The following is a 21,900-nucleotide window of genomic DNA, read 5'->3' on the forward strand; positions in this document are numbered from 1 at the left end:
CAGGGGGCACTGTGAGCGCTTGTTCACGTAACCGTAATTCGCGTCACGAACACGTCACCGACAGACATTCAGACGCAACAACGGCCGCTTAATGTTCGCCCCACGAATACACCTCTGTATACGCGGGGCGCATACATGTCCCGGGTTGCGGAGGTCCCCAAGTCCTCCGACGGAAAGGCCCGTACATGCGCACCTTCTCCAAGCGCGCCCTCGCTGCACCGACCGCGCTCGCCGCCATCGGGCTCGTGCTGACCGGTTGTGGCAGCAAGGCGTCCGACACGGCCGGCGAGTCCACCGCGGCGTCCTGTGTGGACACCTCCGGGGACACGATCAAGGTCGGGTCACTGAACTCGCTGTCCGGCACGATGGCCATCAGCGAGGTGACCGTCCGGGATTCGATCGCGCTCGCGGTCGACGAGATCAACAACTCGGGCGGCGTGCTCGGCAAGAAGATCCAGATCGTCGCGGAGGACGGGGCCTCGGAGCCCACCGTCTTCGCCGAGAAGGCGGAGAAGCTGATCAGCAGTGACTGCGTCGCAGCCGTGTTCGGCGGTTGGACGTCGTCGAGCCGCAAGGCGATGCTGCCGGTGTTCGAGGACAACAACTCGCTGCTCTACTACCCCGTGCAGTACGAGGGGCTCGAGGATTCGAAGAACATCTTCTACACCGGCGCCACCACCAATCAGCAGATCGTGCCCGCCCTCGACTACCTGAAGGAGAAGGGCGTCAAGTCGCTGTACCTGGTGGGCAGCGACTACGTGTTCCCGCAGACCGCGAACCGCATCATCAAGGCGTACGCGGAGGCCAACGGCATCGAGATCAAGGGCGAGGACTACACACCGCTCGGCTCCACCGACTTCTCGACCATCGTCAACAAGGTCCGCTCCGCCGATGCGGACGCCGTCTTCAACACCCTCAACGGCGATTCCAACGTCGCATTCTTCCGCGAGTACGCGAACGTCGGCCTCAAGCCCGCCGACATGCCCGTCGTGTCCGTGTCGATCGCCGAGGAGGAGGTCGGCGGTATCGGCGTCCAGAACATCGAGGGCCAGCTGACCGCCTGGAACTACTACCAGACCATCGACACGCCGGAGAACAAGAAGTTCGTCGACGCGTACAAGGCCCGGTACGGCGCGAACAAGCCGACGTCCGACCCGATGGAGGCCGCCTACACGTCCGTGTACCTGTGGAAGAACACCGTCGAGAAGGCGAACTCCTTCGCCACCAAGGACATCCAGGACAACGCGGACGGCGTCACGTTCGCCGCGCCGGAGGGACTGGTCACGATCGACGGGTCCAACCACCACATCACCAAGACCGCGCGCATCGGTGAGATCCGGAACGACGGCCTGATCTACACGGTCTGGGATTCGGGCACCCCGATTCAGCCGGACCCGTACCTGAAGTCCTACCCGTGGGCCGAGTCGCTGGGTAGCTAGAACACGGTCCGACGAGCACGAGGGAAGAGAGAGGACATACATCGATGGATGTAGTGATCGGACAGCTGTTCACCGGGTTGAGTATCGGATCGATCCTGTTGCTGGCGGCGTTGGGGCTGTCGTTGACGTTCGGCCAGATGGGCGTCATCAACATGGCCCACGGCGAATTCATCATGGCCGGCTCGTACACGGCGTACGTGGTGCAGCAGGTGGTGTCGAGCGCCACCGGTTCTCTGTTCATCTCTCTGCTCGTCGGCTTCGTGGTCGGTGGCGCGATGGGCGTCCTCCTCGAGGTCACCCTCGTCAAGCGGATGTACCACCGGCCGCTGGACACGCTGCTGGTGACGTTCGGGGTGGGACTGATCCTGCAGCAGCTGGCACGGGACGTCTTCGGTGCACCCGCCGTCAACGTCGCCGCACCGGAATGGCTCTCCGGCGGTGTGGAGATCCTGGGCGCGGTGGTGCCGAAGACGCGCCTGTTCATCCTGGTGCTGGCCGTCGTGGCAGTGGTCGCACTGTCGCTGGCGATGCAGAAGTCCCCGATGGGACGCCGCATCCGCGCCGTGGTGCAGAACCGAGACCTCGCGGAGACGAGCGGGATCTCCAGTCGCCGAACCGATGTGACGACGTTCTTCATCGGTTCCGGTCTGGCGGGTGTCGCGGGTGTGGCGCTCACCCTGATCGGCTCGACGAGCCCGACCATCGGGCAGAGCTACCTCATCGACGCCTTCCTGGTGGTCGTGGTCGGCGGCCTGGGTCAGATGAAGGGCGCGGTGATCGCCGCGTTCGCCCTCGGCATCCTCAATTCGTTCGTCGAGTACTCGACCACGGCGTCGATCGCCAAGGTCATCGTGTTCGTGGTCATCGTGGTGTTCCTCCAGGTTCGACCGCAGGGCCTGTTCGCCGTCAAGACGAGGAGTCTCGTATGAGCATCCTGACGAGTGGCCGCTACCGCGCGTGGGCGGGATTCGCGCTGGCCGCACTGCTTCTGTTCGTCGTCGCCCCTGCGGTTCTCAGCGACTTCCGGCTGAGTCTGCTCGGCAAGTTCCTGTGCTTCGCGATCGTCGCGGTCGGTATCGGTCTGGCGTGGGGCCGCGGCGGCATGCTCACCCTCGGCCAGGGTGTGTTCTTCGGATTGGGCGCCTACATGATGGCGATGCACCTGAAGATCGCCGACGCCGAACTCCGCGGCGACACCGTGCCCGACTTCATGCAGATCGCGGGAATCCGGGAACTGCCGGGCTACTGGGTGCCGTTCACGTCGCCGATCGTGACGATCCTGGGAATCCTGCTGATCCCGGCCATGGTGGCGTTCGTCCTCGGGCTCGGCGTGTTCAAGCGCCGCGTCAAGGGCGCCTACTTCGCGATCCTCAGCCAGGCGCTCGCCGCCGCGTTCGCCATCCTGCTGGTGGGTCAGCAGAGCACCGGAGGAAGCAACGGCCTCAACCGGTTCCGCACGTTCTTCGGTTTCAACCTGAATGATCCGGCCAACAAGCAGATGCTGTTCTTCATCGCCGCCGGCGTGCTGCTGGCCGTCGTCGCCGTCACCCGGCAGTTGATGAACAGCCGTTACGGCGAACTGCTCGTCGCGGTCCGGGATCAGGAGGAGCGGGTCCGCTTCCTCGGGTACGACCCGGCGAACATCAAACTCGTCGCCTACGTGACGGCCGCATTCTTCGCGGGCGTCGCGGGCGCGCTGTTCGTGCCGATCGTCGGCATCATCTCCCCCGCCGACGTCGGGATCGTCCCGTCGATCGCGTTCCTGATCGGGGTGGCCATCGGCGGACGCTCCACGCTCCTCGGTCCCGTACTCGGCGCCATCGGGGTGGCGTGGGCGCAGAGCGCGTTCTCGGAGTCGTTCCCGTCCGGCTGGATCTACGCGCAGGGCCTGCTGTTCATCGTGGTCGTCGGATTCTTCCCGGCCGGTGTCGCGGGGCTGTTCGCGCTGCTGAAGCGGAAGAAGAAGGCGTCGTCCGAGCAGCCGGCACCGCCTGGGCCGGAGGACGAGACCGAGGCGACGGAACGAATGGAGATGGCGCGATGACGATTCCTGCCACGGCCAAGGAACCCGTGCTCGGCGGCAACGCCGGAATGTCCAGCGAGTACCTCGAGGTGCGGGACCTTCGGGTCAGCTTCGACGGGTTCAAGGCGGTCGACGGCGTCGACCTCACCCTCATGCAGGGCGACCTGCGGTTCCTCATCGGCCCCAACGGCGCCGGCAAGACCACTCTCGTCGACGCCATCACCGGGCTCGTCCCCGCGACGGGTTCGGTGACGAAATCCGGTGTGGAGTTGATCGGCAAGAAGGTGCACCGCATCGCCCGCCTCGGCGTGGGCCGCACGTTCCAGACCGCGAGCGTGTTCGAGGAGTTGACGGTTCTCCAGAACCTCGACATCGCGGCGGGCGCCGGCCGTTCGGCACTCACACTGCTGCGCCGACGCAAGACGGTGCTCCCCGCCATCGAGGAGGCACTCGACGTCACGGGTCTCGGCAAGCTCCGCGACACCCCGGCGGGAATCCTCGCGCACGGGCAGAAGCAGTGGCTCGAGATCGGGATGCTGCTGGTGCAGAACTGCTCCGTCCTGCTGCTCGACGAGCCGGTGGCCGGCATGAGCCACGAGGAACGCGACGAGACGGGAAACCTGCTGCGCCGCATCGGCGGTGAGCGGACCGTCGTGGTGGTCGAGCACGACATGGACTTCATGCGCGCGTTCGCGACGTCGGTGACCGTGCTCCACGCCGGGACGGTGCTGAGCGAGGGAACCGTGGAGCAGGTGCAGGCCGACCCACGTGTGCAGGAGGTGTACCTCGGGACCGCCGCGGCCGGCGCCGCCCCCGAGTTGCAGCCCGAGGTTTCGAAGGAGGACAGCGATGCTCGAGCTTGACGACATCCGGGCCGGGTACGGCCGAACCGAAGTGATCCACGGAGTCTCGCTGACGGTCCCGTCGGACGGTGTGGCCGCGGTGATGGGACACAACGGCGCGGGCAAGACCACGCTTCTCCGGGCCGCGGTCGGACTGATCAAGGTCGACTCCGGGCGGGTGGTGTTCGACGGCGAGGACGTCACGGCGCTGCGGCCGAGCGCCCGAGTGGCGCGCGGCCTCGCCTACGTGCCGCAGGGCCAGCAGTCGTTCGGTCAGCTGACCACCGCGGAGAATCTTCAGGTGGTGGCCGACGGCCGCAAGCGCGGAAAGGAACTCGTCGGCGAGGTGCTGGATCTGTTCCCGGCTTTGCGCGGCCTGCTCGACCGGCGTGCCGGTCTCCTGTCCGGCGGGCAGCGTCAGCAACTCGCCATCGCGCGGGCCCTGATCACGGAACCGAAGATGCTGATCCTCGACGAACCGACGGAGGGCATTCAGCCGTCCGTCGTGGCCGAGATCGAGCGCACCATCGTGGAACTCACCCGCCGCGGCGGACTCGGAGTCCTGTTGGTGGAACAGCACATCGGGTTCGCGCTCGAATCCGCCGAGAGCTACTACGTCCTCGAGTCGGGGCGGGTCACGTCCTCCGGCGCCGGTGGCGCCGCACCCGATTCCGACGTCCGTACCGCGGTCTCCGACGTCCGCGCGGCGATGGCCATCTGATGGCACGCCGAGAACCGGCCGGCTCCCTCAGCGATCACGTGTATCTGTCGCTGCGCACCGACCTGATGAGCGGCCGGATCCCACCGGGACAGCGTCTCGGCGAGGAGCGTCTCGCCGACACCTACGGGGTGTCCCGGACGCCGGTGCGGGAGGCCCTGGCCCGGCTCCTCGCCGACGGACTCGTCCAGCGCGACGTGGGCGGGTTGTTTCCGTACCGCCCCCGCATCGACGAGCTGGCCGGACTGTACGAACTGCGCATCACGCTCGAACTCCAGGGGATCGCCCGGGTGCGCGCCGACGAGTCGCTGTCGCACGACCCGGACGTCCTGGGACCCGAGCTCGACCGGTGGTACGCGTTGCGGAAGGAGAACCCCGAGCCGGACGCCGGGTTCGTGGCGCTCGACGAGCAGTTCCACACCGTTCTGCTGCGGTCGGCCGGCAACCGGGCGCTGTCCGATGCGCTCGTCAACGTGAACGCCAAGGTGCGGCCGGTCCGGATGTTCGACTACCTCACCCCCGACCGCATGAGCGCCACCATCGACGAGCACATCTCGGTGGCCGAGTTCGCCCTCGACGGCAAGCTGGATACCGCGTACGACACGCTGCTCGCGCATATCAGCGAGTCGCGTGAAGTGGTCATCGAGCGCGCTGAACAGGCACTTTCCCTCGCACGGATGGCCTGGGCGATCCGGGATTGAGACAGTTGTCCAACTCGGTTGGACATTTTTCCCACCAACGAACCGAGCGGGTGCTAGCGTCTTGCTACCGCTCGGTAACACAGGTTGGGAACTCGCTTCATGTCACGCACTCTCGAAGAGAATCTGGTCGGACGCCGCGTCCTGATCACCGGGGCAGCCCGGGGTATCGGCGCCGGACTCGCCAGACGACTTCACGAGCGGGGCGCCCGTGTCGGGCTGCTCGGCCTCGAACCCGAACTCCTCGAACAGACGGCCACCACGTGCGGCCGGGCGCCGTGGCGTCGATGCGACATCCGCGACCGGCGAGCCGTCGAGGACTCGTTCGACTACCTCGCCGACCGGCTCGGCGGCCTCGACGTCGTCGTCGCCAACGCGGGCGTGACGCCCCCGGCGCACATCGTCGAAGGCGATCCGGATGTGATGCGGTATGCCATCGAGGTGAACGTGATGGGGACGTATCACACGCTGCGGGCCGCGGGACCGTACATCGGCCACCGCAACGGGTACGCACTCGTCGTGGCGTCGTCGACGACGTTCAGCCCCCTGCGCGGCGTGCACGGCGCCACGAGAGGCGGAGCCGAGGAACTCGGCGGGGCCCTGCGGGAAGAGATGAAACCGCTGGGGACCCGGGTCGGTATCGCCCGGCTCGGCGAGATCGACACGGACCGGACCCTGATCGACTTCGACGGCCTCGCGGTTCCCCCACCCCGCGGCAGTGCACTGACCCGGACCTCCTCGATCACGGTGGCGGTCGACGCACTCGAACGGGGAATCGCGGGGCGGAAGAATCGGATATACGCGCCGTCCCGGGTACCCGGGACGGATTCTGTGCGTATGCTCGCACTTCGGGCCACGGAGATGACCCGTTCGATCGAACTACGCGCGCACGCAGCCGTTCCCGCAAGGGGACGAGTAGAAGGAGAGGGGGCGGCGTGACCGCACGCATTCCACCCGGACGCCTGAAGGAACTCGGCCCCGTCAACTGGGTGCTGTGGCGAATCATCTCCCGTGTCGCCGGTGTGCCGGACGCACATCTGTTCAGCACGGTGGGCCGCACGGGGGGCCTCTTCCGTGCGTGGCTGCAGTACTCCGGCAAGCTCATGCCGGGCGGGCAGATCTCCCGGTACGAGACCGAACTGATCATCCTTCGGGTGGCACACCTGCGGCAGTGCGGCTACGAGATGGACCACCACGTGCGCCTCGGACGCCGGGCGGGCGTCACCCCGGCGCTCCTCGACCAGGTGCTGGAAGGTCCCGCCGCGGAGGGCTGGGACGCGCGCCGCCGTGCCATCCTCACCGCCGTCGACCAACTCGTCGCCACCGACAACCTGGACGATGCCACGTGGTCGGCGCTGAGCACCCACTTCGACGACCGCAGGATGATCGAATTCTGCTTTCTGGTGACCCAGTACGACGCCCTGGCCACCACCATCGGGACTCTGAGGATCGAACGCGACTATTCGTAGGTTCCGCATCGCGTAGAGAAGAGGAACGGCCGCATGACATCCGCTACCGACGAGGTCCGTTCCGAGAAGGGACTGGCGCGGGTCGCGCAGTCGCTGGCCGGCTGGACGGAGAAATGGTTTCCGGACGCCTACGTCTTCGCGCTCGTCGGCGTCTTCGTCGTCTCGGTGGCCGCACTGGCCAACGGTTCGTCTCCGCAGACGGTCGTGGACGCGTTCGGTGACGGTTTCTGGGATCTGACGGCGTTCACCCTGCAGATGGCCATGGTGGTGCTGACCGGATACGTCGTCGCCACGTCCCCGCCGGTCGCCCGGCTGATCGATCGCCTGGCCCTGGTGCCTCAGTCGGCGCGCACCGCAGTCAGTTTCGTCGCATTCCTGTCCATGTCGGTCTCCTTCCTGAACTGGGGGCTCAGTCTGGTGTTCGGCGGGCTGCTCGCCCGGGCGATCGCCCGCCGATCCGACCTGCGAGTGGATTACCGTGCGCTCGGCGCTGCGGCCTTCATGGGTCTGGGCGCCGTGTGGGCGCTCGGCATGTCCTCGTCCGCCGCGCAACTGCAGGCCACCGCCGCATCCCTACCTCCGGCGCTGCTGGAGATCACCGGCGTCCTCGACTTCGGGACCACGATCTTCACCTGGCAGTCGCTGCTGATGTGCGTGATCATCATCGCCCTGACCGTGGTGATCGCCCACTTCTCCGCACCGAGGGGCGCGGCCGTCACCACCGCCCAGGATCTGGACGTCGACCTCGACGACCGGCCGAAGGAGGTGGCTCCCCGAACGCGACCGGGAGAGTGGCTCGAATACAGCCGGATCCTGCCGGCGCTGGCCGGTCTGATGACGCTGGGGTGGCTGATCTCCCAGCTGGTGACCAAACCCGTGCTCACCGTCGTCAGTAGCCTGAACGCCTATCTGCTGGTCTTCCTCATGCTAGGGCTGGTGCTGCACGGGACGCCGCGCAAGTTCCTGCAAGCCGTCGCGCTGGCCGTCCCGGCGACGGCCGGCATCCTGGTCCAGTTCCCGCTGTACGCCGCGATGGCCGCGATCCTCACGAAGGCCGAGGGCAGAAACGGCCTCACCATCTCGGAGCACCTGGCCGAGTTCTTCACGAACATCGGCAGCGGCGGCGGCTTCACCGTCGTCATCGCCCTCTACACGGTCGTGCTGGGCCTCTTCGTGCCGTCCGGAGGCGGAAAATGGCTGGTCGAGGCGCCTTACGTCATGCAGTCGGCCACCGATGTCGGGATGAACCTGGGCTGGACGGTCCAGGTGTACAACGTCGCCGAGGCCCTGCCGAACCTGATCAACCCGTTCTTCATGCTGCCCCTGCTCGCAGTGCTGGGGCTCAAGGCGCGCGATCTGGTGGGATTCACGTTCCTGCAGTTCATGTTCCACCTGCCGGTGGTCCTGCTCCTGGTGTGGCTGCTCGGAACGACGTTCGAGTTCGTGCCCCCGGTACAGCCGTCCTCACCGTGATCCCGATTCGCGCAGGCCGTGAGAGGTCTTACTAACCCACGCTTTACCTCGAGAAATCTCGGTGAAACACCCCCTCCTTAGCGTATACAACCATGTCCACAGGGATGAATACGCCGCCGATCGAGTACTCCTTCGACACTCTGCTCGTCGCGAACCGGGGCGAAATCGCCTGCCGCATCATGCGATCGGCACACCTCCTCGGACTGAAGACGGTTGCGGTCCACTCGGACGCCGATTCGGCTGCCGCGCACGTCGAGATGGCCGACGTCGCCGTCCGCCTGGGTCCGGCTCCCGCCCACGAGTCGTATCTGCGGGCCGACGCCGTCGTGGAGGCCGCCCTGGCGACGGGCGCGGGCGCGATTCATCCCGGCTACGGCTTCCTGTCGGAGAACGACGCGTTCGCCGCGGCGGTGGAATCCGCCGGGATCGCGTTCGTCGGCCCCACCCCCGAACAGCTCCGCACGTTCGGGAACAAGCACACGGCACGCGAGGCCGCCCGCGCCGTCGGCGTCCCGCTCGTCGCGGGTAGCGGGCTCCTCGACTCCGTCGACGACGCCCTGTCCGCGGCCTCCGACATCGGCTATCCGGTGATGATCAAGGCGGTCGGTGGTGGCGGCGGCATCGGCATGCAGGCGTGCTTCGACGCCGCGGAACTCCGCGACGCCTACGACCGCGTGCAGCGCCTCGCCCAGGCCAACTTCTCCTCGTCCGGGGTGTTCCTGGAACGGTTCGTCGCCCGCGCCCGGCACATCGAGGTGCAGGTGTTCGGCGACGGTCTCGGCCGCACGCTCAGCCTCGGCACCCGCGACTGCTCACTGCAGCGCCGCAACCAGAAAGTGGTCGAGGAAGCCCCGGCGCCCGGGCTCTCCGACGAACTGGTCGACAGGCTCCTGAACTCGTCGCGCAGCCTTGCGTCCTCGGTGAACTACCGGTCGGCCGGGACCGTCGAGTTCGTCTACGACGTGGACCGCGGTGAGGCGTCGTTTCTCGAGATGAACACCCGGCTGCAGGTCGAGCACCCGGTGACCGAGGAGGTCACGGGAATCGACCTCGTCGAGTGGATGCTGCGGCTCGCCCGCGGTGACAGTTCCATGCTCGACGGGCTGCCCGACTCCGGACCCGAGATCAGGGGAACCGCCGTCGAGGCCCGCATCTACGCCGAGGACCCCGGCCACGACTACCGTCCCAGCGCCGGACGACTCACCGGCGTCGAGTTCCCGGCCCACACGCGGGTCGAGACGTGGGTCGACACGGGCACCGAGGTGAGCGCCTACTACGACCCGATGCTCGCGAAGGTGATCACCCGCGGACACCGACGCACAGCGGCGTTCGCCGCCCTCGCGGAAGCGCTCGCAGACACACACATCTACGGGGTCCAGACCAACCTGCCCCAGCTGCGGCGGATCTGCGCCGCCGACACCGTGCTCGGCGCCGAGCACACCACACAGTCGCTGGCCGATCTGCGGCCCACCGGCCGCCGGGTCGACGTGCTCCGCGCCGGGACGATGACCACCGTGCAGGACCATCCCGGCCGAATCGGACTGTGGGAGGTCGGAATTCCGCCGTCGGGACCGATGGACGACCTGTCCTTCCAGTTGGTCAACACCGCGGTCGGCAATCCAGTCGGCGCACCGGGGCTCGAATGCACCCTGCAGGGGCCGAGCCTCGTGCTCTCGGACGCCACGGTGATCTGTGTGGGCGGCGCCGACGCCCCGGTCACGCTCGACGGCGAACCGATCGCCCTGTGGGAACCGGTGGAAGCGCCGGCCGGGTCCGTACTCGACGTCGGCACCCCGGCGGACACGGGCCTGCGCACGTACGTCGCGTTCCGCGGCGGCATCGATGCTCCGCTGTACCACGGCAGCGCATCCACGTTCACGCTGGGCGGGTTCGGCGGCATCACCGGCAAGGCCGTCGCCACCGGTGACGTGCTGGGACTCTTCGACGACTCGCTGTTCGAGAACACCACGGGACTCGGTGCGCCGCAACTCGTCCCCGTGACTTCGCGTCCCGAGTTCACGCACGAGTGGCATCTCGCCGTCACCGAGGGACCGCAGCCGGCTCCCACCTACTTCACCGACTCCGACATGACGCAGTTCTACGACACCACCTGGAAGGTCCAGACGCACGCCAACCGCACCGGACTGCGGCTCGACGGCCCCAAGCCGGTCTGGTCCCGGACCGACGGCGGCGACGCCGGGCTGCATCCGTCGAACCTGCACGACAACCCGTACAGCGTCGGCGCCCTCAACGTCTCCGGCGACACCCCGATTCTGCTCGGACCCGACGGCCCGAGCCTCGGCGGCTTCGCCTGCCCCCTCACCGTGGTCAAGGCCCACCGGTGGAAACTCGGGCAGATCCGCCCCGGTGACCGGGTACGCTTCCTCCCGGTCTCCGACAACGGCGCGCACTCGCTGCGGGCGTCGGATTCGTCTCGACGACTGGATGTTCCGCCCGCGGCCACCCGGTCGACGGTGTCCGACGGCGGGGTCCTCCGCCGGATCGCGCCCGTACTGGACCGACCGGAGGTCGTGTACCTCCGCGGTGGCGACGACAACATCCTCGTCGAATACGGCGACCGGGAACTCGACCTCGGGCTCCGCATGCGCGTCCACGCACTGTCGGAAGCGCTGGTCCGACGCCGCGTTCCCGGCATCATCGACATCACTCCGGGGGTGCGCTCCCTGCACCTGCACTTCGATGCCGACGAACTTCCGGCCGGCCGGTTGCTGGACATCCTCCAGGACATCGAGGAACTGCTGCCCGCGACGCACGATCTGGTGGTCCCTAGCCGCACCGTCCGGTTGCCGCTGTCGTTCGACGACCCGTCCATCGCGGAGGCCATCGACCGCTACCGCAGCGGTGTCCGCGCCGACGCGCCGTGGCTGCCGTCGAACACCGAGTTCATCCGGCGCATCAACGGATTGGACAGCGTCGACGACGTCCGGAACGCCGTGTTCGACGCCGAATACCTGGTCCTCGGGCTCGGCGACGTCTACCTCGGCGCGCCCCTGGCCGTGCCGCTCGACCCGCGGCACCGTCTGGTTACCACCAAATACAACCCGGCACGCACCTGGACGCCGTCCGACGCCGTCGGGATCGGCGGCAAGTACCTGTGCGTCTACGGCATGGAGTCGCCGGGCGGGTATCAGCTGATCGGCCGCACCGTCCCGATCTGGTCCGGGTACCGGCAGCACCGCCCGTTCGACGAGGGCACACCCTGGATGTTCCGGTTCTTCGACCGCATCGTGTGGGAACCCGTCACCCCGGAGCAGCTGCGCGAATACCGCGAGCAGGCGGTCGCGGGGCGGTTCGACGCGGAGATCTCCGACGGCACGTTCGCGTTCGCCAACCACCTGAAGTTCCTGCGGAACAACGCCGAATCCATCGCCGAGTTCGACTCCCGGCAGTCCGCGGCTTTCGAGGCCGAGAAGTCGGCGTGGCATGCGTCGGGCGAATTCGACCGCGTCGAACAGGCACCCACCCCCGAACCGCCCGCGCGGGGCGAACTTCCACCCGGAGCCGTCGTCGTCGAGGCCCCCATGGTCGGGAGCGTGTGGCGCGTCGAAGTCGAAGCCGGGCAACGCATCGAACCGGGCCAGAACGCCGTGGTCCTCGAGGCGATGAAGCTCGAGATGCCGGTCGCGTTCCCGTCCTCCGGAACGGTCCTCGAAGTCCTCGTGTCACCGGGCGCGATCGTCGAACCGGGCACCCCTCTCGTCGTGATTGGAGCAGAAAACTGATGACTGTCGATGCCGTGAACCGCGGACAGACCACTCTCTCCCCCACCGCCCGCGTCGAGGACGCCTTCCGGCGGATCGCCGAGGTGGACCGCCCGGAGGTGTGGATCACCCTGCGGCCCGCCGAGGACGTGCACGCGGATGCCGTTGCCGTGCAGGCCCGTCTCGACGCCGGCGAGCACCTCCCCCTGGCCGGCAAGGTCGTGGCGGTCAAGGACAACATCGACGTCGCGGGACTGCCGACGTCGGCCGCATGCCCCGAGTTCGCCTACCTCCCCGACGTCACCGCGAGCGCTGTGCGCCGCCTGGTCGAACAGGGCGCCGTCGTGCTGGGGAAGACGAACCTCGACCAGTTCGCGACCGGGCTTGTCGGGACACGCAGTCCGTACGGCGCCGTCCGGTGCTCGTGGGATCCCGAACGGGTGTCGGGCGGATCCAGTTCGGGTTCCGCCGTCGCCGTCGCCCTCGGCATCGCCGACATCGGAATCGGCACCGACACAGCCGGATCCGGCCGGGTTCCGGCCGCGTTCAACGGTCTCGTCGGCATCAAGGCGACGCTCGGCGTCATCCCCGCAGACGGTGTGGTTCCCGCCTGCGTCGACTACGACTGCGTCACCGTCTTCGCCACCGAACTCGACACGGCGGTGACCGCCGCCCGCATCATGTCGGGCCCGGTGAGCGCGGACCCGCGGAGCCGCGCGTGGCCGTCCGATGTCCGCCTGGCGGCGCCCGCGCAGCCGAGGGTCGCGATTCCCGCGGAAGAGAATCTCGTCCTGCTGACACCGGAGTACCGCGCGGCATTCGTCGCCACGGTGGCGTCGTTGACGGACCGGGGTTTCTCCGTCGAGGCGGTCGACATCTCCCCGCTCCTCGACGCCGCCCGCCTGCTGTACGACGGCGCCGTCGTCGCCGAGCGGTACACCGCTGTCGGGAAGTTCCTCGACACCGCACCGGCGGGCGCCGATCCCGTGGTCACGGCCATCGTCGAGTCGGCGAGGAAGCCGGCGGGCCACGAGTTCGCCGCCGACCTCGACACGCTCACCCGCGTCAAGGCGCAGACGCGGGACCTGATGGCCGGCTTCGACGGCCTCCTGCTGCCCACCACCACCGAACACCCGACCATCGCTGCCGTGCAAGCCGATCCGATCGACATCAACCGGCGGATGGGCACATACACGAACTTCTGCAACCTGCTCGACATGGCGGCCGTCGCGGTCCCGGGCGCCCCGACCGCCACCGGCGCACCGTTCGGTGTCATGTTCGTGGTGCCGGCGTTCGCCGACCAGGTGGCCGTGGACCTCGCCGCCCGGCTCGTCGGCGTGCCCGCGCCCGCCCTCGTCGAGGACGGTGTCGAACTGGCCGTGTTCGGAGCCCACCTGCGCGGGCAGCCCCTGCATTTCCAGCTCGAGGACATCGGCGCACGATTCGTCGACACCGTCACCACCACCGACGCGTACCGGCTCACCGCGCTTGCCACGACACCGCCGAAACCCGGCCTCGTCCGCCGCGGTCCCGGCCTGGGATCCGAGATCGTCGGCGAACTGTTCCGGGTGTCACCCGCAGGCCTGGGCAGCTTCCTGTCCGCTCTGCCCGCCCCGATGGCGCTGACGAGCGTCGAATTGTCCGACGACCGCGCCGTGGTCGGCTTCAGCTGCACCCACGACGCGGTCGACGGAGCCACCGACATCACCGAATTCGGCAGTTGGGTTGCCTACCTTGCCGCTTCGCGGCCTGTGAGTACTTCTTAACCGCGGGCGGTTAACAAGTACTCACGGGGCGAGGGCGGTGGCGGCCGGGGTCGAGTTGCGGCCGATCAGCCGCTGCAGGTCACCGCTCTGGGTGTCGAGGGCGCCGACTGCGACTCCCGCATCGGAGTCGGCGAGCATGCTCGCGATCGGTGCGGGCAGGCCGGCGCCCTCGAGCACCGCGGCGTACTCGGCCTGCGGAAGGTCCTTGTACGACACCGGCTTTCCGAGGACGGAGGAGACGACCTCCGCCAGTTCGCTGTACGTCAGGCGCTCGCCGCCACCGAGCTCGTACACCTTGCCTGCCTGCCCGTCGGCGAGCAGGACCGTGGCGGCGGCCTCGGCGTAGTCCTTGCGGGCAGCCGCGGCGACGACACCCGTTCCGGCACTGCCGAACAGCGCACCGGTCTCCGCCGCAGCGGGAATGCTGCCGAGGTAGTTCTCCCAGTACCAGCCGTTGCGGAGCAGCGCGAAGTCGATTCCGGACTGCGTCAGGCGGTCCTCCGTGGCGCGGTGTTCCACGGCCAGTCCGATCGGGCTGTTCTGTGCGTCGAGGACGCTGGTGTAGGCGACGAAGCCGACGCCGGCGGTCTTCGCGGCGTCGATCACGTTGGTGTGCTGGGCAACCCGCTGACCGACCTCGCTGCCGGAGACGAGCAGCAGCTTGTCGACGCCGGCGAAGGCGGTCTCGAGCGCGGCGCGATCGCTGTAGTCCGCCTGCCTGATCTCTACGCCCCTGTCGGCGAGATCTGCGGCCTTGGCGGGGGTACGGACCACGGCGACGATGTCGCCCGCGGGTACGCCCTTGTCTAGCAGTGCCTCGACGACGAGTCGACCGAGGTGTCCGGTTGCTCCTGTGACGGCAATGGTCATGACGAACTCCTAGCGCGTAGTGGTGCGAGTTGACTATCCAAGCTCACTTTCCATCATGCACTAATTTTTAGTAAGTGCAAATGTTCCCGTAAGCACTTCCCGCATGTGGGGTAGACTGGACGTATGTTCGAGCCCGCGCACCCAGCACAGGAAAGTGAAGACCGCACCCTCGAAGCCGACGTCTTCGCACGCGACTGCGCGTCGCGCGAAACGCTGCAAACCGTCACCGGCCGCTGGGGTGTGCTCGCGCTCGCGGCGCTGACTGAGGGCAGCTACCGGTTCAGCGCACTCCGTCGACGCGTCGACGGCGTCAGCGAACGCATGCTGTCGCAGACGTTGCAGGCCCTCGAACGAGACGGCCTCGTGGTCCGCGAAGTGCTCGAAGCCATTCCACCGAAGGTCGAATACAGCCTCACGCCGCTCGGCGCCGAGGTCGGTTCACGTCTCATCGGCCTGATCGAGCTTGTCGAAGCGCGCGTACCCGACGTCCGGGCAGCGCAGGAGAAGTACGACGCCGCTCGCGGCGTCAGCTGAGTTCGTCGAAGTCGGTGTCCTCGTCGACGATGTGGACCGCGGCCTCCTCGGCCGACGCCGCTCCCCCGTCGATGCCGATGTCGGACGCCACGAGGTCCTTCTCCTCGTCCTCGCCCACACCCTCGTCCTCTGCGACGAGCCGGCCCGACCGCAGCCGCCCGACCTCGTTGTCGTCGAGGATCTCCGCATTGTCGTCTTCCAGAGCCGGGTCCGGCTCCTCCTCCGCGAGCCGCTGATCGAGGGTCTCACCCTCGCGCTGCTCGGCGGCCGTCGTCCCATACGCGTCGAGCCCGAGCGGCCTCTCCGGAGGCGAATAGCCCTCGTCGAGAACGTCGTCCACACCTCTGTCGACCAACGTGTCCTCCGGCTGCAACTGGTCCTCTTCGTCCAGGCTGTACTCGCCCTCGGATCCTTCTGGCGTGCTGTCCGGCATGGTCATCTTCCCCACGATGCCATCGCAGCGGGCAGTTCGCCATCGGATCGCGGAAGCAACTCGGTCAGAAACGCGAAGGGCCCGCACAGAGACTGTGCGGGCCCTCTCGGTGTTCGGGTCAGAAGTTGATCATGTGCCCGGCGAGACCGTGGATGGCCTCCTGCAGGGCTTCGCTGAGCGTCGGGTGCGTGTGCACGTTGCGGGCCAGCTCGTTGACGGTGAGGTCCCACTTCTGTGCGAGGGTCAGCTCGGGCAGCAGCTCGGAGACGTCCGGGCCGATGAGGTGTCCGCCGAGCAGTTCGCCGTACTTCTTGTCGGCGATCAGCTTGACGAAACCGGTCGGGTCACCGAGGCCGTGTGCCTTGCCGTTGGCGGTGAACGGGAACGTCGCGACCTTCACGTCGTACCCCTCGTCCTTGGCCTGCTGCTCGGTCAGACCGAAGCTCGCGACCTGCGGCTGGCAGAACGTGGCCCGCGGCATCATCCGGTAGTCCTCGATCGGCAGCGTCTCGACGCCGGCGATCGTCTCGGCGGCCACGACGCCCTGCGCCTCGGCGACGTGCGCCAGCTGCAGCTTCATCGTCACGTCACCGATGGCGTAGATGTGCGGCACCGACGTCTGCATCGTGTCGGTGATGCCGATCGCACCACGATCGAGCTGCACGCCGGTCTTCTCGAGGCCGAAGCCCTCGACGCGGGGCGCGAATCCGACCGACTGCATCACCTTGTCGACCACGACGGTCTCGATGTCGCCGGACTTGTTGTTCTTGATCGAGACGGTGACCTTGCTGCCGTCGTCGTCGATGCTCTGGACGGCGGCACCGGTCTTGATCGTGACGCCGAGCTTCTTGTACTGCTTCTCGATCTCCTTGGAGACGTCCGCGTCCTCGTTGGGCAGCGCACGGTCGAGGAACTCGACGATCGTGACGTCCACTCCGTAGTTCTTCAGGACGTACCCGAACTCCATGCCGATCGCGCCGGCACCGACGATGAGGATCGACTCCGGGAGATCGCGGGTGAGGATCTGCTCCTCGTAGGTGACCACGTTCTCGCTGAGCGAGGTGCCCGGCAGCAGCTTGGTGGTGGAACCGGTGGCGATGATGGCGTTGTCGAACGTCACCGTCTCCGTCCCGCCCTTGGACAGCTCGACCGAGAGGGTGTTGGCGTCGGTGAACGACCCCTTGCCGTCGTACTCGGTGATCTTGTTCTTCTTCATCAAGAAGTGAACGCCCTTGACACGCCCGTCCGCGACCTTGCGGCTGCGGTCGTAGGCGGCGCCGAAATCGAAGGACGCCTCTCCCGAGATGCCGAACGTCTTGGCCTCTTTTGTGAAGAGATGCGCAAGTTCGGCATTGCGGAGAAGTGCCTTGGAGGGGATGCAGCCGACGTTCAGGCACACACCGCCCCAGTACTTCTGCTCGATGATGGCGGTGCTCAATCCCAGCTGTGCCGCGCGGATAGCAGCGACGTACCCACCGGGACCGGCTCCGAGGACAACGACGTCATAGTGTGAGGTCACGGTTGTTCAGGGTAGTCCCGTCCGGAAACGCTGTCTCCACGCGGTCGTATTACCCGCGAGTAGCCTCATCCGTCACACCTTTGCCGCCGCGACCAGGCACGACATCGCCTGCAAGAATGGCGCCATGACGGATCCCTTCCTCTGGCTCGAAGATGTCACCGCGGAACGGTCACTCGACTGGGTGCGCGAGCGCAACGCCCGCACGCTCGCCGAGTACACCGAGAACGCCGAGTTCTCCGCGCTCGAGAGCCGGATCCTGGACGTGCTCGACACGGACGACCGGATCCCCTACGCCGGCATGCGCGGCGAGTACCTGTACAACTTCTGGCGCGACGGCGACCACAAGCGCGGCATCTGGCGGCGCACCACGCTCGAGCAGTACCGCACGGAGAACCCCGAGTGGGACGTCCTGCTCGACGTCGACGCCCTCGCCGAACGGGAGGGCGAGAACTGGGTGTGGGCCGGGGCCAGCGTGCTGCGACCCGAGCAGTCACGCGCCCTGCTGTCGTTCTCTCGTGGTGGAGCCGACGCGTCCGTGGTGCGTGAGTTCGACATCGAGAAGCGCGAATTCGTCGGCGGTGACCACGCATTCGACGTCCCCGAGGCGAAGACCAGCATCAGCTGGATCGACACGGACACCGTGTACGTCGGGACCGACTTCGGCGAAGGGTCGATGACCGACTCCGGCTACCCGAGAATCGCGAAACGCTGGCATCGCGGCACCCCGCTCACCGAGGCGGTCACCGTCTTCGAGGGCGAGACCACCGACGTGTCCGTCGGCGCCTCCTACGACGACACCCCCGGATACGAACGGCACTTCGTCGGCCGGTCCATGGACTTCTACAATTCCGAGCGCTACCAGCTGCTCCCGGACGGCTCGAAGATCCGGATCGACACCCCCGACGACGCGGGCTCGTCCGTGTACCGCGACTGGTTGACCATCCGTCCGCGCACCGACTGGGACGTGGACGGCACCGTCTACCCGGCCGGGTCGCTGCTCGCCGCGAACTACGCCGACTTCCTCGCCGGGTCACGCGAGCTGACGCCACTGTTCACCCCGGACGAGCACACATCACTCGAGCAGGGAACGTGGACCCGGAACCACCTCCTTCTCGTGCGACTGTCGGACGTGCAGACCAAGCTGTCGGTGCTCACGCCGAACGACACCGGGTGGGAGGAGAAGCCTCTCGACGGCGTACCGGAACTCACGGCGAGCGGAATCATCAGCACCGATCCCCGCACCAGCGACAGCTTCTTCGTCAACTCCAGCGGATTCACGACGCCGGCGACGCTGCTGTACGGCACGGTCGGCGGACCGCTCGAACCCGTCAAGCAGGCGCCGTCGTTCTTCGACGCGGACGGCATGTCCGTGGCGCAGCACTTCGCGGTGTCCGACGACGGAACCGAGATCCCCTACTTCGTGGTGCGCCGCGACGACGTCACCGGCCCCTGCCCCACCATGCTGTACGGATACGGCGGCTTCGAGAACTCGATGGTCCCGGGGTACAGCGGTTCGGTCGGGTTCGCGTGGCTCGAGCGCGGCGGCGCGTACGTGGTGGCGAACATCCGCGGCGGCGGCGAGTACGGCCCGTCGTGGCACACCCAGGCGGTGCGGGAAGGTCGCCACAAGGCGTTCGAGGACTTCGCCGCGGTCGCCCGCGACCTCGTGAACCGGGGCATCACGACGTCGAAGCAGCTCGGGATCCAGGGCGGCAGCAACGGCGGACTCCTCATGGGCGTCATGCTCACCCGCTACCCGGAACTGTTCGGGGCGATCGTCTGCCAGGTGCCGCTCCTCGACATGAAGCGGTACCACCTGCTGCTCGCCGGGGCGTCGTGGATGGCCGAGTACGGCGATCCGGACAACCCGGACGACTGGAAGTTCATCAGCGAGTACTCGCCGTATCAGAACACCGACGCGACCGCGGACTACCCGCCGATCCTCGTCACCACGTCCACCCGCGACGATCGCGTCCACCCGGGCCACGCCCGCAAGATGACGGCACTGCTCGAGGAGCAGGGCCACGACGTCTGGTACTACGAGAACATCGAGGGCGGGCACGGCGGGGCCGCGGACAACGCGCAGGCCGCATTCAAATCGGCGCTCACGTTCACGTTCCTGTGGGAGCAGCTCACACAAGTACTCACGGGTCAGGTGTGGTCGTGGATCCACTCGACGATCCGGTCGACGGTGCCGGCCGGGTCGCGGATCCACCCGTTGTGCCCCAGCGGCTGCGGCTGGTGCCACAGCGTGACATCGGCGTTCGGGAGCTTCGCGAGGAGGTTCCTCGCCGAGGATTCCGGCGCCAGATCGTCACCCTCGACGGTCACCGACAGCACCGGCAGTTTCAGCCGGGCGATGCGTTCCTCGTAGTCGATGTCGGCGCCGTCGGGTTCGATCCTGCCGGTGCGGGCGAATCGCGACCAATCGGTGATCAGCGCCTTGGACTGCCGCCCGAATCCTCCGATGTCGAGTTTGTCGCCGGGCCAGAACCCCGCAAGGTTGGCCGTCATCGACATCGCCGCGGCGCCCACCAGCATCCGCGGGGCATGGATGCCGGGGAACCCCCGGTGATACGGCGACCCGGACGCGACGAGCACGATCCCGCCGAGCCGGCCGCGGATCCGGGCCGCGTACATCACACCGAGCTGACCCCCCATGCTGTGTCCGAGCAGGAAGGGCGTGGCGGCGGGAAAGCGCTCCCGCACCACTTCGAAGATCGCGGGAAAGTCGAGGGCCACCAGTTCGTGGTAGCCGTACGTGCTGGCGCTGCTCGGGCGGGGGCGACTGTCGCCCTGGCCGCGGAGCTCGCCGATTGCCGCGTTGAACCCCCGGGACACGAGTTCCTCGGCGAAAGGTTCGTAGTAGCCGGCGGGAATTCCCAGGCCGGGAAACACCACGATGACGGGGGCCTCGTCCGGGCCGGGAAACAGGCGAACCGGAGTGGTGGTTCCGTCGGGCATCTGGATCGGTACTGTCTCCACTTCGTCAGACTAGACGGCTCGACCCCCGCATATCCGGGATCTGCGGGGGTCGAGTCTCATCCGAGACCGGTGACTACAGGCCGATCGACGCAGCGAGCATCGGCCACGACTTGTGCAGGTCTTCTTCCCAGTACGACCACGAATGCGTGCCGACGGGCCGGAAGTCGAACGTTGCGGGAATCTGCAGTTCGTTCAGCTTGTCCGCGAGCGCGTGGGTGCACTGGTTGGTGGCCGCCTCGATGGCGCCGCCGAGGAGGATCTGGTTGGCGAGCGTTCCGACGTCGCCGTTGATCCCCGGCCCGTTCAGCTGGTCGCCGGGCCCGGGCAGTCCGGATCCGTTGCTGACGTAGACGTCGAGTCCGCGCAGCTTCTCCGCGTTGATGTACGGGTCGTTGGCCGTCCAGCCGGGGCCGTCTTCCGGTCCCCACATGTTGGAGGTGTCGCCGCCGCCGCGGCCCTCGACGACCAGCCGCACGTACGTGCGGCCGGGGTCCGTGCTGGTCATCGCGCAGCCGCTGTAGGCGCCGACGCTCTCGTACAGGCCGGGAGCCGACTGCGCCAGGCTCAGCACCGAACTACCCGCCATCGAGATGCCGGCGATCGAGTTGACGCCGTTGGTGCCGAGCGCGGAATCGACGATCGGCGGAAGTTCCTGCGTGAGGAACGTCGTCCACTTGTTGTTGCCCAGTTCCGGGTCGGTCTGCTCCCAGTCCGTGTAGTAACTGAACGCGCCCTCCATGGGCGTGACCACGTTGACGTTCTTGTCGGCGAAGAAGTCGACGACATCGGTCCTGGCCTGCCACGTGGCGGAGTCCTCGCCGCCGCCCGCCCCGTTGAGCAGGTACAGCGTCGGCCTCGGTTCGCTGGTGTCCGCGGGGGTGATGACCCGCAGTGGAATCTCCCGGTCCATGGAGGCCGAGTACACCTGCATGGTCAACTGCCGGTCGTCGATCTCGTCGGTGCTCACCAGATGGGAGCCACCGTCCGCGACAGCGGCGTCTCCAGTCGGATCGGCGGAAGCGGACGCCTGGACTCCGAGGCACGGAATCGCCGCCGTCAGGGCGACCGCGAGCGCAAACCGCACCCCGTACCTACCCGCTGCAGTGCGGTTGACCATCGTTCTCCTTCGCTGCGACGTCACCTGCCCGACTCCGAAGAGGCGAGAGCTGGAGCCCACATGATGTCATGTGGACTCCAGCTCTCGTCGAGAAGTGGGGTCGAAACGGGGGTGTCCCTATTCCGCGACGGACCCGATGAAGTCGATCAGTGTGGTGAGCGCTTCGAGCAGAGTCAGAAAGCTGTCGGACATAGTATTACTCCTTTTCGACGCAGTGGATTTCGAACTTCCCCCCGCGATCAGGGGCTCCGTCATTTGTACCCGAGTTTTCTCCTCGAATAAGCACAAAGTG

17 protein-coding genes and 1 pseudogene are annotated in these 21,900 nt (G+C 67.4%); 13 read left to right on the forward strand and 5 right to left on the reverse strand.

The window, feature by feature from the left end; all coding sequences use genetic code 11:
* Positions 1 to 185 precede the first annotated feature (185 nt).
* From urtA to atzF, 11 genes are all read left to right on the forward strand, one after another.
* The gene (urtA, locus tag AZG88_RS36720) at positions 186 to 1,439 is read left to right on the forward strand and encodes an urea ABC transporter substrate-binding protein (RefSeq protein WP_005563339.1); all 1,254 of its coding nucleotides are present in this window, start codon (positions 186 to 188) and stop codon (positions 1,437 to 1,439) included.
* Between the two features lie 44 nt (positions 1,440 to 1,483).
* The gene (urtB, locus tag AZG88_RS36725) at positions 1,484 to 2,368 is read left to right on the forward strand and encodes an urea ABC transporter permease subunit UrtB (protein ID WP_005251836.1); all 885 of its coding nucleotides are present in this window, start codon (positions 1,484 to 1,486) and stop codon (positions 2,366 to 2,368) included.
* Positions 2,365 to 3,483 carry an urea ABC transporter permease subunit UrtC gene (urtC, locus tag AZG88_RS36730; RefSeq protein ID WP_061700538.1) on the forward strand — a complete coding sequence of 373 codons (1,119 nt, stop codon included), beginning with the start codon at positions 2,365 to 2,367 and terminating at the stop codon, positions 3,481 to 3,483. The genes urtB and urtC overlap by 4 nt, the downstream gene beginning before the upstream one ends.
* Positions 3,480 to 4,325, forward strand: a complete 846-nt coding sequence (gene urtD / locus AZG88_RS36735; RefSeq protein WP_005251832.1) for an urea ABC transporter ATP-binding protein UrtD — start codon at positions 3,480 to 3,482, stop codon at positions 4,323 to 4,325. The genes urtC and urtD overlap by 4 nt, the downstream gene beginning before the upstream one ends.
* Positions 4,312 to 5,025: an urea ABC transporter ATP-binding subunit UrtE gene (gene urtE, locus AZG88_RS36740; protein WP_061041753.1), complete on the forward strand. Its 714-nt coding sequence runs from the start codon at positions 4,312 to 4,314 to the stop codon at positions 5,023 to 5,025. The genes urtD and urtE overlap by 14 nt, the downstream gene beginning before the upstream one ends.
* A complete protein-coding gene (locus AZG88_RS36745) occupies positions 5,025 to 5,723 on the forward strand; it encodes a GntR family transcriptional regulator (protein WP_005251830.1) in 699 nt (232 codons plus the stop codon). The genes urtE and AZG88_RS36745 overlap by 1 nt, the downstream gene beginning before the upstream one ends.
* Before the next feature lie 99 nt (positions 5,724 to 5,822).
* Positions 5,823 to 6,659, forward strand: a complete 837-nt coding sequence (locus tag AZG88_RS36750; protein ID WP_005251829.1) for an SDR family NAD(P)-dependent oxidoreductase — start codon at positions 5,823 to 5,825, stop codon at positions 6,657 to 6,659.
* On the forward strand, positions 6,656 to 7,189 hold the full coding sequence (locus tag AZG88_RS36755) for a carboxymuconolactone decarboxylase family protein (RefSeq protein ID WP_005251828.1): 534 nt from the start codon (positions 6,656 to 6,658) through the stop codon (positions 7,187 to 7,189). Before AZG88_RS36750 ends, AZG88_RS36755 begins: the two co-directional genes overlap by 4 nt.
* A gap of 33 nt (positions 7,190 to 7,222) precedes the next feature.
* Entirely contained in the window at positions 7,223 to 8,662 is a 1,440-nt protein-coding gene (locus AZG88_RS36760) for a short-chain fatty acid transporter (protein ID WP_005251827.1), read from the forward strand.
* A gap of 92 nt (positions 8,663 to 8,754) precedes the next feature.
* Positions 8,755 to 12,405, forward strand: a complete 3,651-nt coding sequence (gene uca, locus AZG88_RS36765) for an urea carboxylase (RefSeq protein ID WP_061700539.1) — start codon at positions 8,755 to 8,757, stop codon at positions 12,403 to 12,405.
* Entirely contained in the window at positions 12,405 to 14,150 is a 1,746-nt protein-coding gene (atzF, locus tag AZG88_RS36770; protein WP_061700540.1) for an allophanate hydrolase, read from the forward strand. The genes uca and atzF overlap by 1 nt, the downstream gene beginning before the upstream one ends.
* A gap of 21 nt (positions 14,151 to 14,171) precedes the next feature.
* Here the strand turns inward: atzF and AZG88_RS36775 are convergent, their stop codons facing one another.
* Positions 14,172 to 15,020, reverse strand: coding sequence for an SDR family oxidoreductase (locus AZG88_RS36775; RefSeq protein WP_005251824.1), 849 nt, complete (start codon positions 15,018 to 15,020; stop codon positions 14,172 to 14,174).
* A 123-nt stretch (positions 15,021 to 15,143) separates the two neighbouring features.
* Here AZG88_RS36775 and AZG88_RS36780 point away from each other — a divergent pair, with 123 nt between their 5' ends.
* Entirely contained in the window at positions 15,144 to 15,554 is a 411-nt protein-coding gene (locus AZG88_RS36780; RefSeq protein ID WP_061700541.1) for a winged helix-turn-helix transcriptional regulator, read from the forward strand.
* On the opposite strand, the gene AZG88_RS36785 is transcribed toward AZG88_RS36780, so the two are convergent.
* The gene (locus AZG88_RS36785) at positions 15,547 to 15,993 is read right to left on the reverse strand and encodes a DUF5709 domain-containing protein (protein ID WP_025433160.1); all 447 of its coding nucleotides are present in this window, start codon (positions 15,991 to 15,993) and stop codon (positions 15,547 to 15,549) included. The two genes, AZG88_RS36780 and AZG88_RS36785, sit on opposite strands and share 8 nt — an antisense overlap.
* A 112-nt stretch (positions 15,994 to 16,105) precedes the next feature.
* Positions 16,106 to 17,506, reverse strand: a complete 1,401-nt coding sequence (lpdA, locus tag AZG88_RS36790; RefSeq protein ID WP_005251816.1) for a dihydrolipoyl dehydrogenase — start codon at positions 17,504 to 17,506, stop codon at positions 16,106 to 16,108.
* Positions 17,507 to 17,630: 124 nt separating this feature from the next.
* On the opposite strand from lpdA, the pseudogene AZG88_RS36795 reads away from it, so the two are divergent.
* Positions 17,631 to 19,646 (forward strand): annotated as a pseudogene (locus tag AZG88_RS36795) (prolyl oligopeptidase family serine peptidase); the annotation flags it as partial.
* Positions 19,647 to 19,657: 11 nt separating this feature from the next.
* On the opposite strand, the gene AZG88_RS50950 reads toward AZG88_RS36795, so the two are convergent.
* Both AZG88_RS50950 and AZG88_RS36805 read right to left on the reverse strand, forming a co-directional pair.
* Positions 19,658 to 20,491: an alpha/beta hydrolase family protein gene (locus AZG88_RS50950; RefSeq protein WP_231914323.1), complete on the reverse strand. Its 834-nt coding sequence runs from the start codon at positions 20,489 to 20,491 to the stop codon at positions 19,658 to 19,660.
* A gap of 73 nt (positions 20,492 to 20,564) precedes the next feature.
* Complete coding sequence (locus AZG88_RS36805) at positions 20,565 to 21,608, reverse strand: alpha/beta hydrolase (RefSeq protein ID WP_061041759.1); 1,044 nt, start codon at positions 21,606 to 21,608, stop codon at positions 20,565 to 20,567.
* Positions 21,609 to 21,900 lie beyond the last annotated feature (292 nt).

It is taken from the genome of Rhodococcus sp. LB1, assembly GCF_001583455.1.
In the GTDB taxonomy this organism is placed as follows: Bacteria; Actinomycetota; Actinomycetes; order Mycobacteriales; family Mycobacteriaceae; genus Rhodococcus_F; species Rhodococcus_F opacus.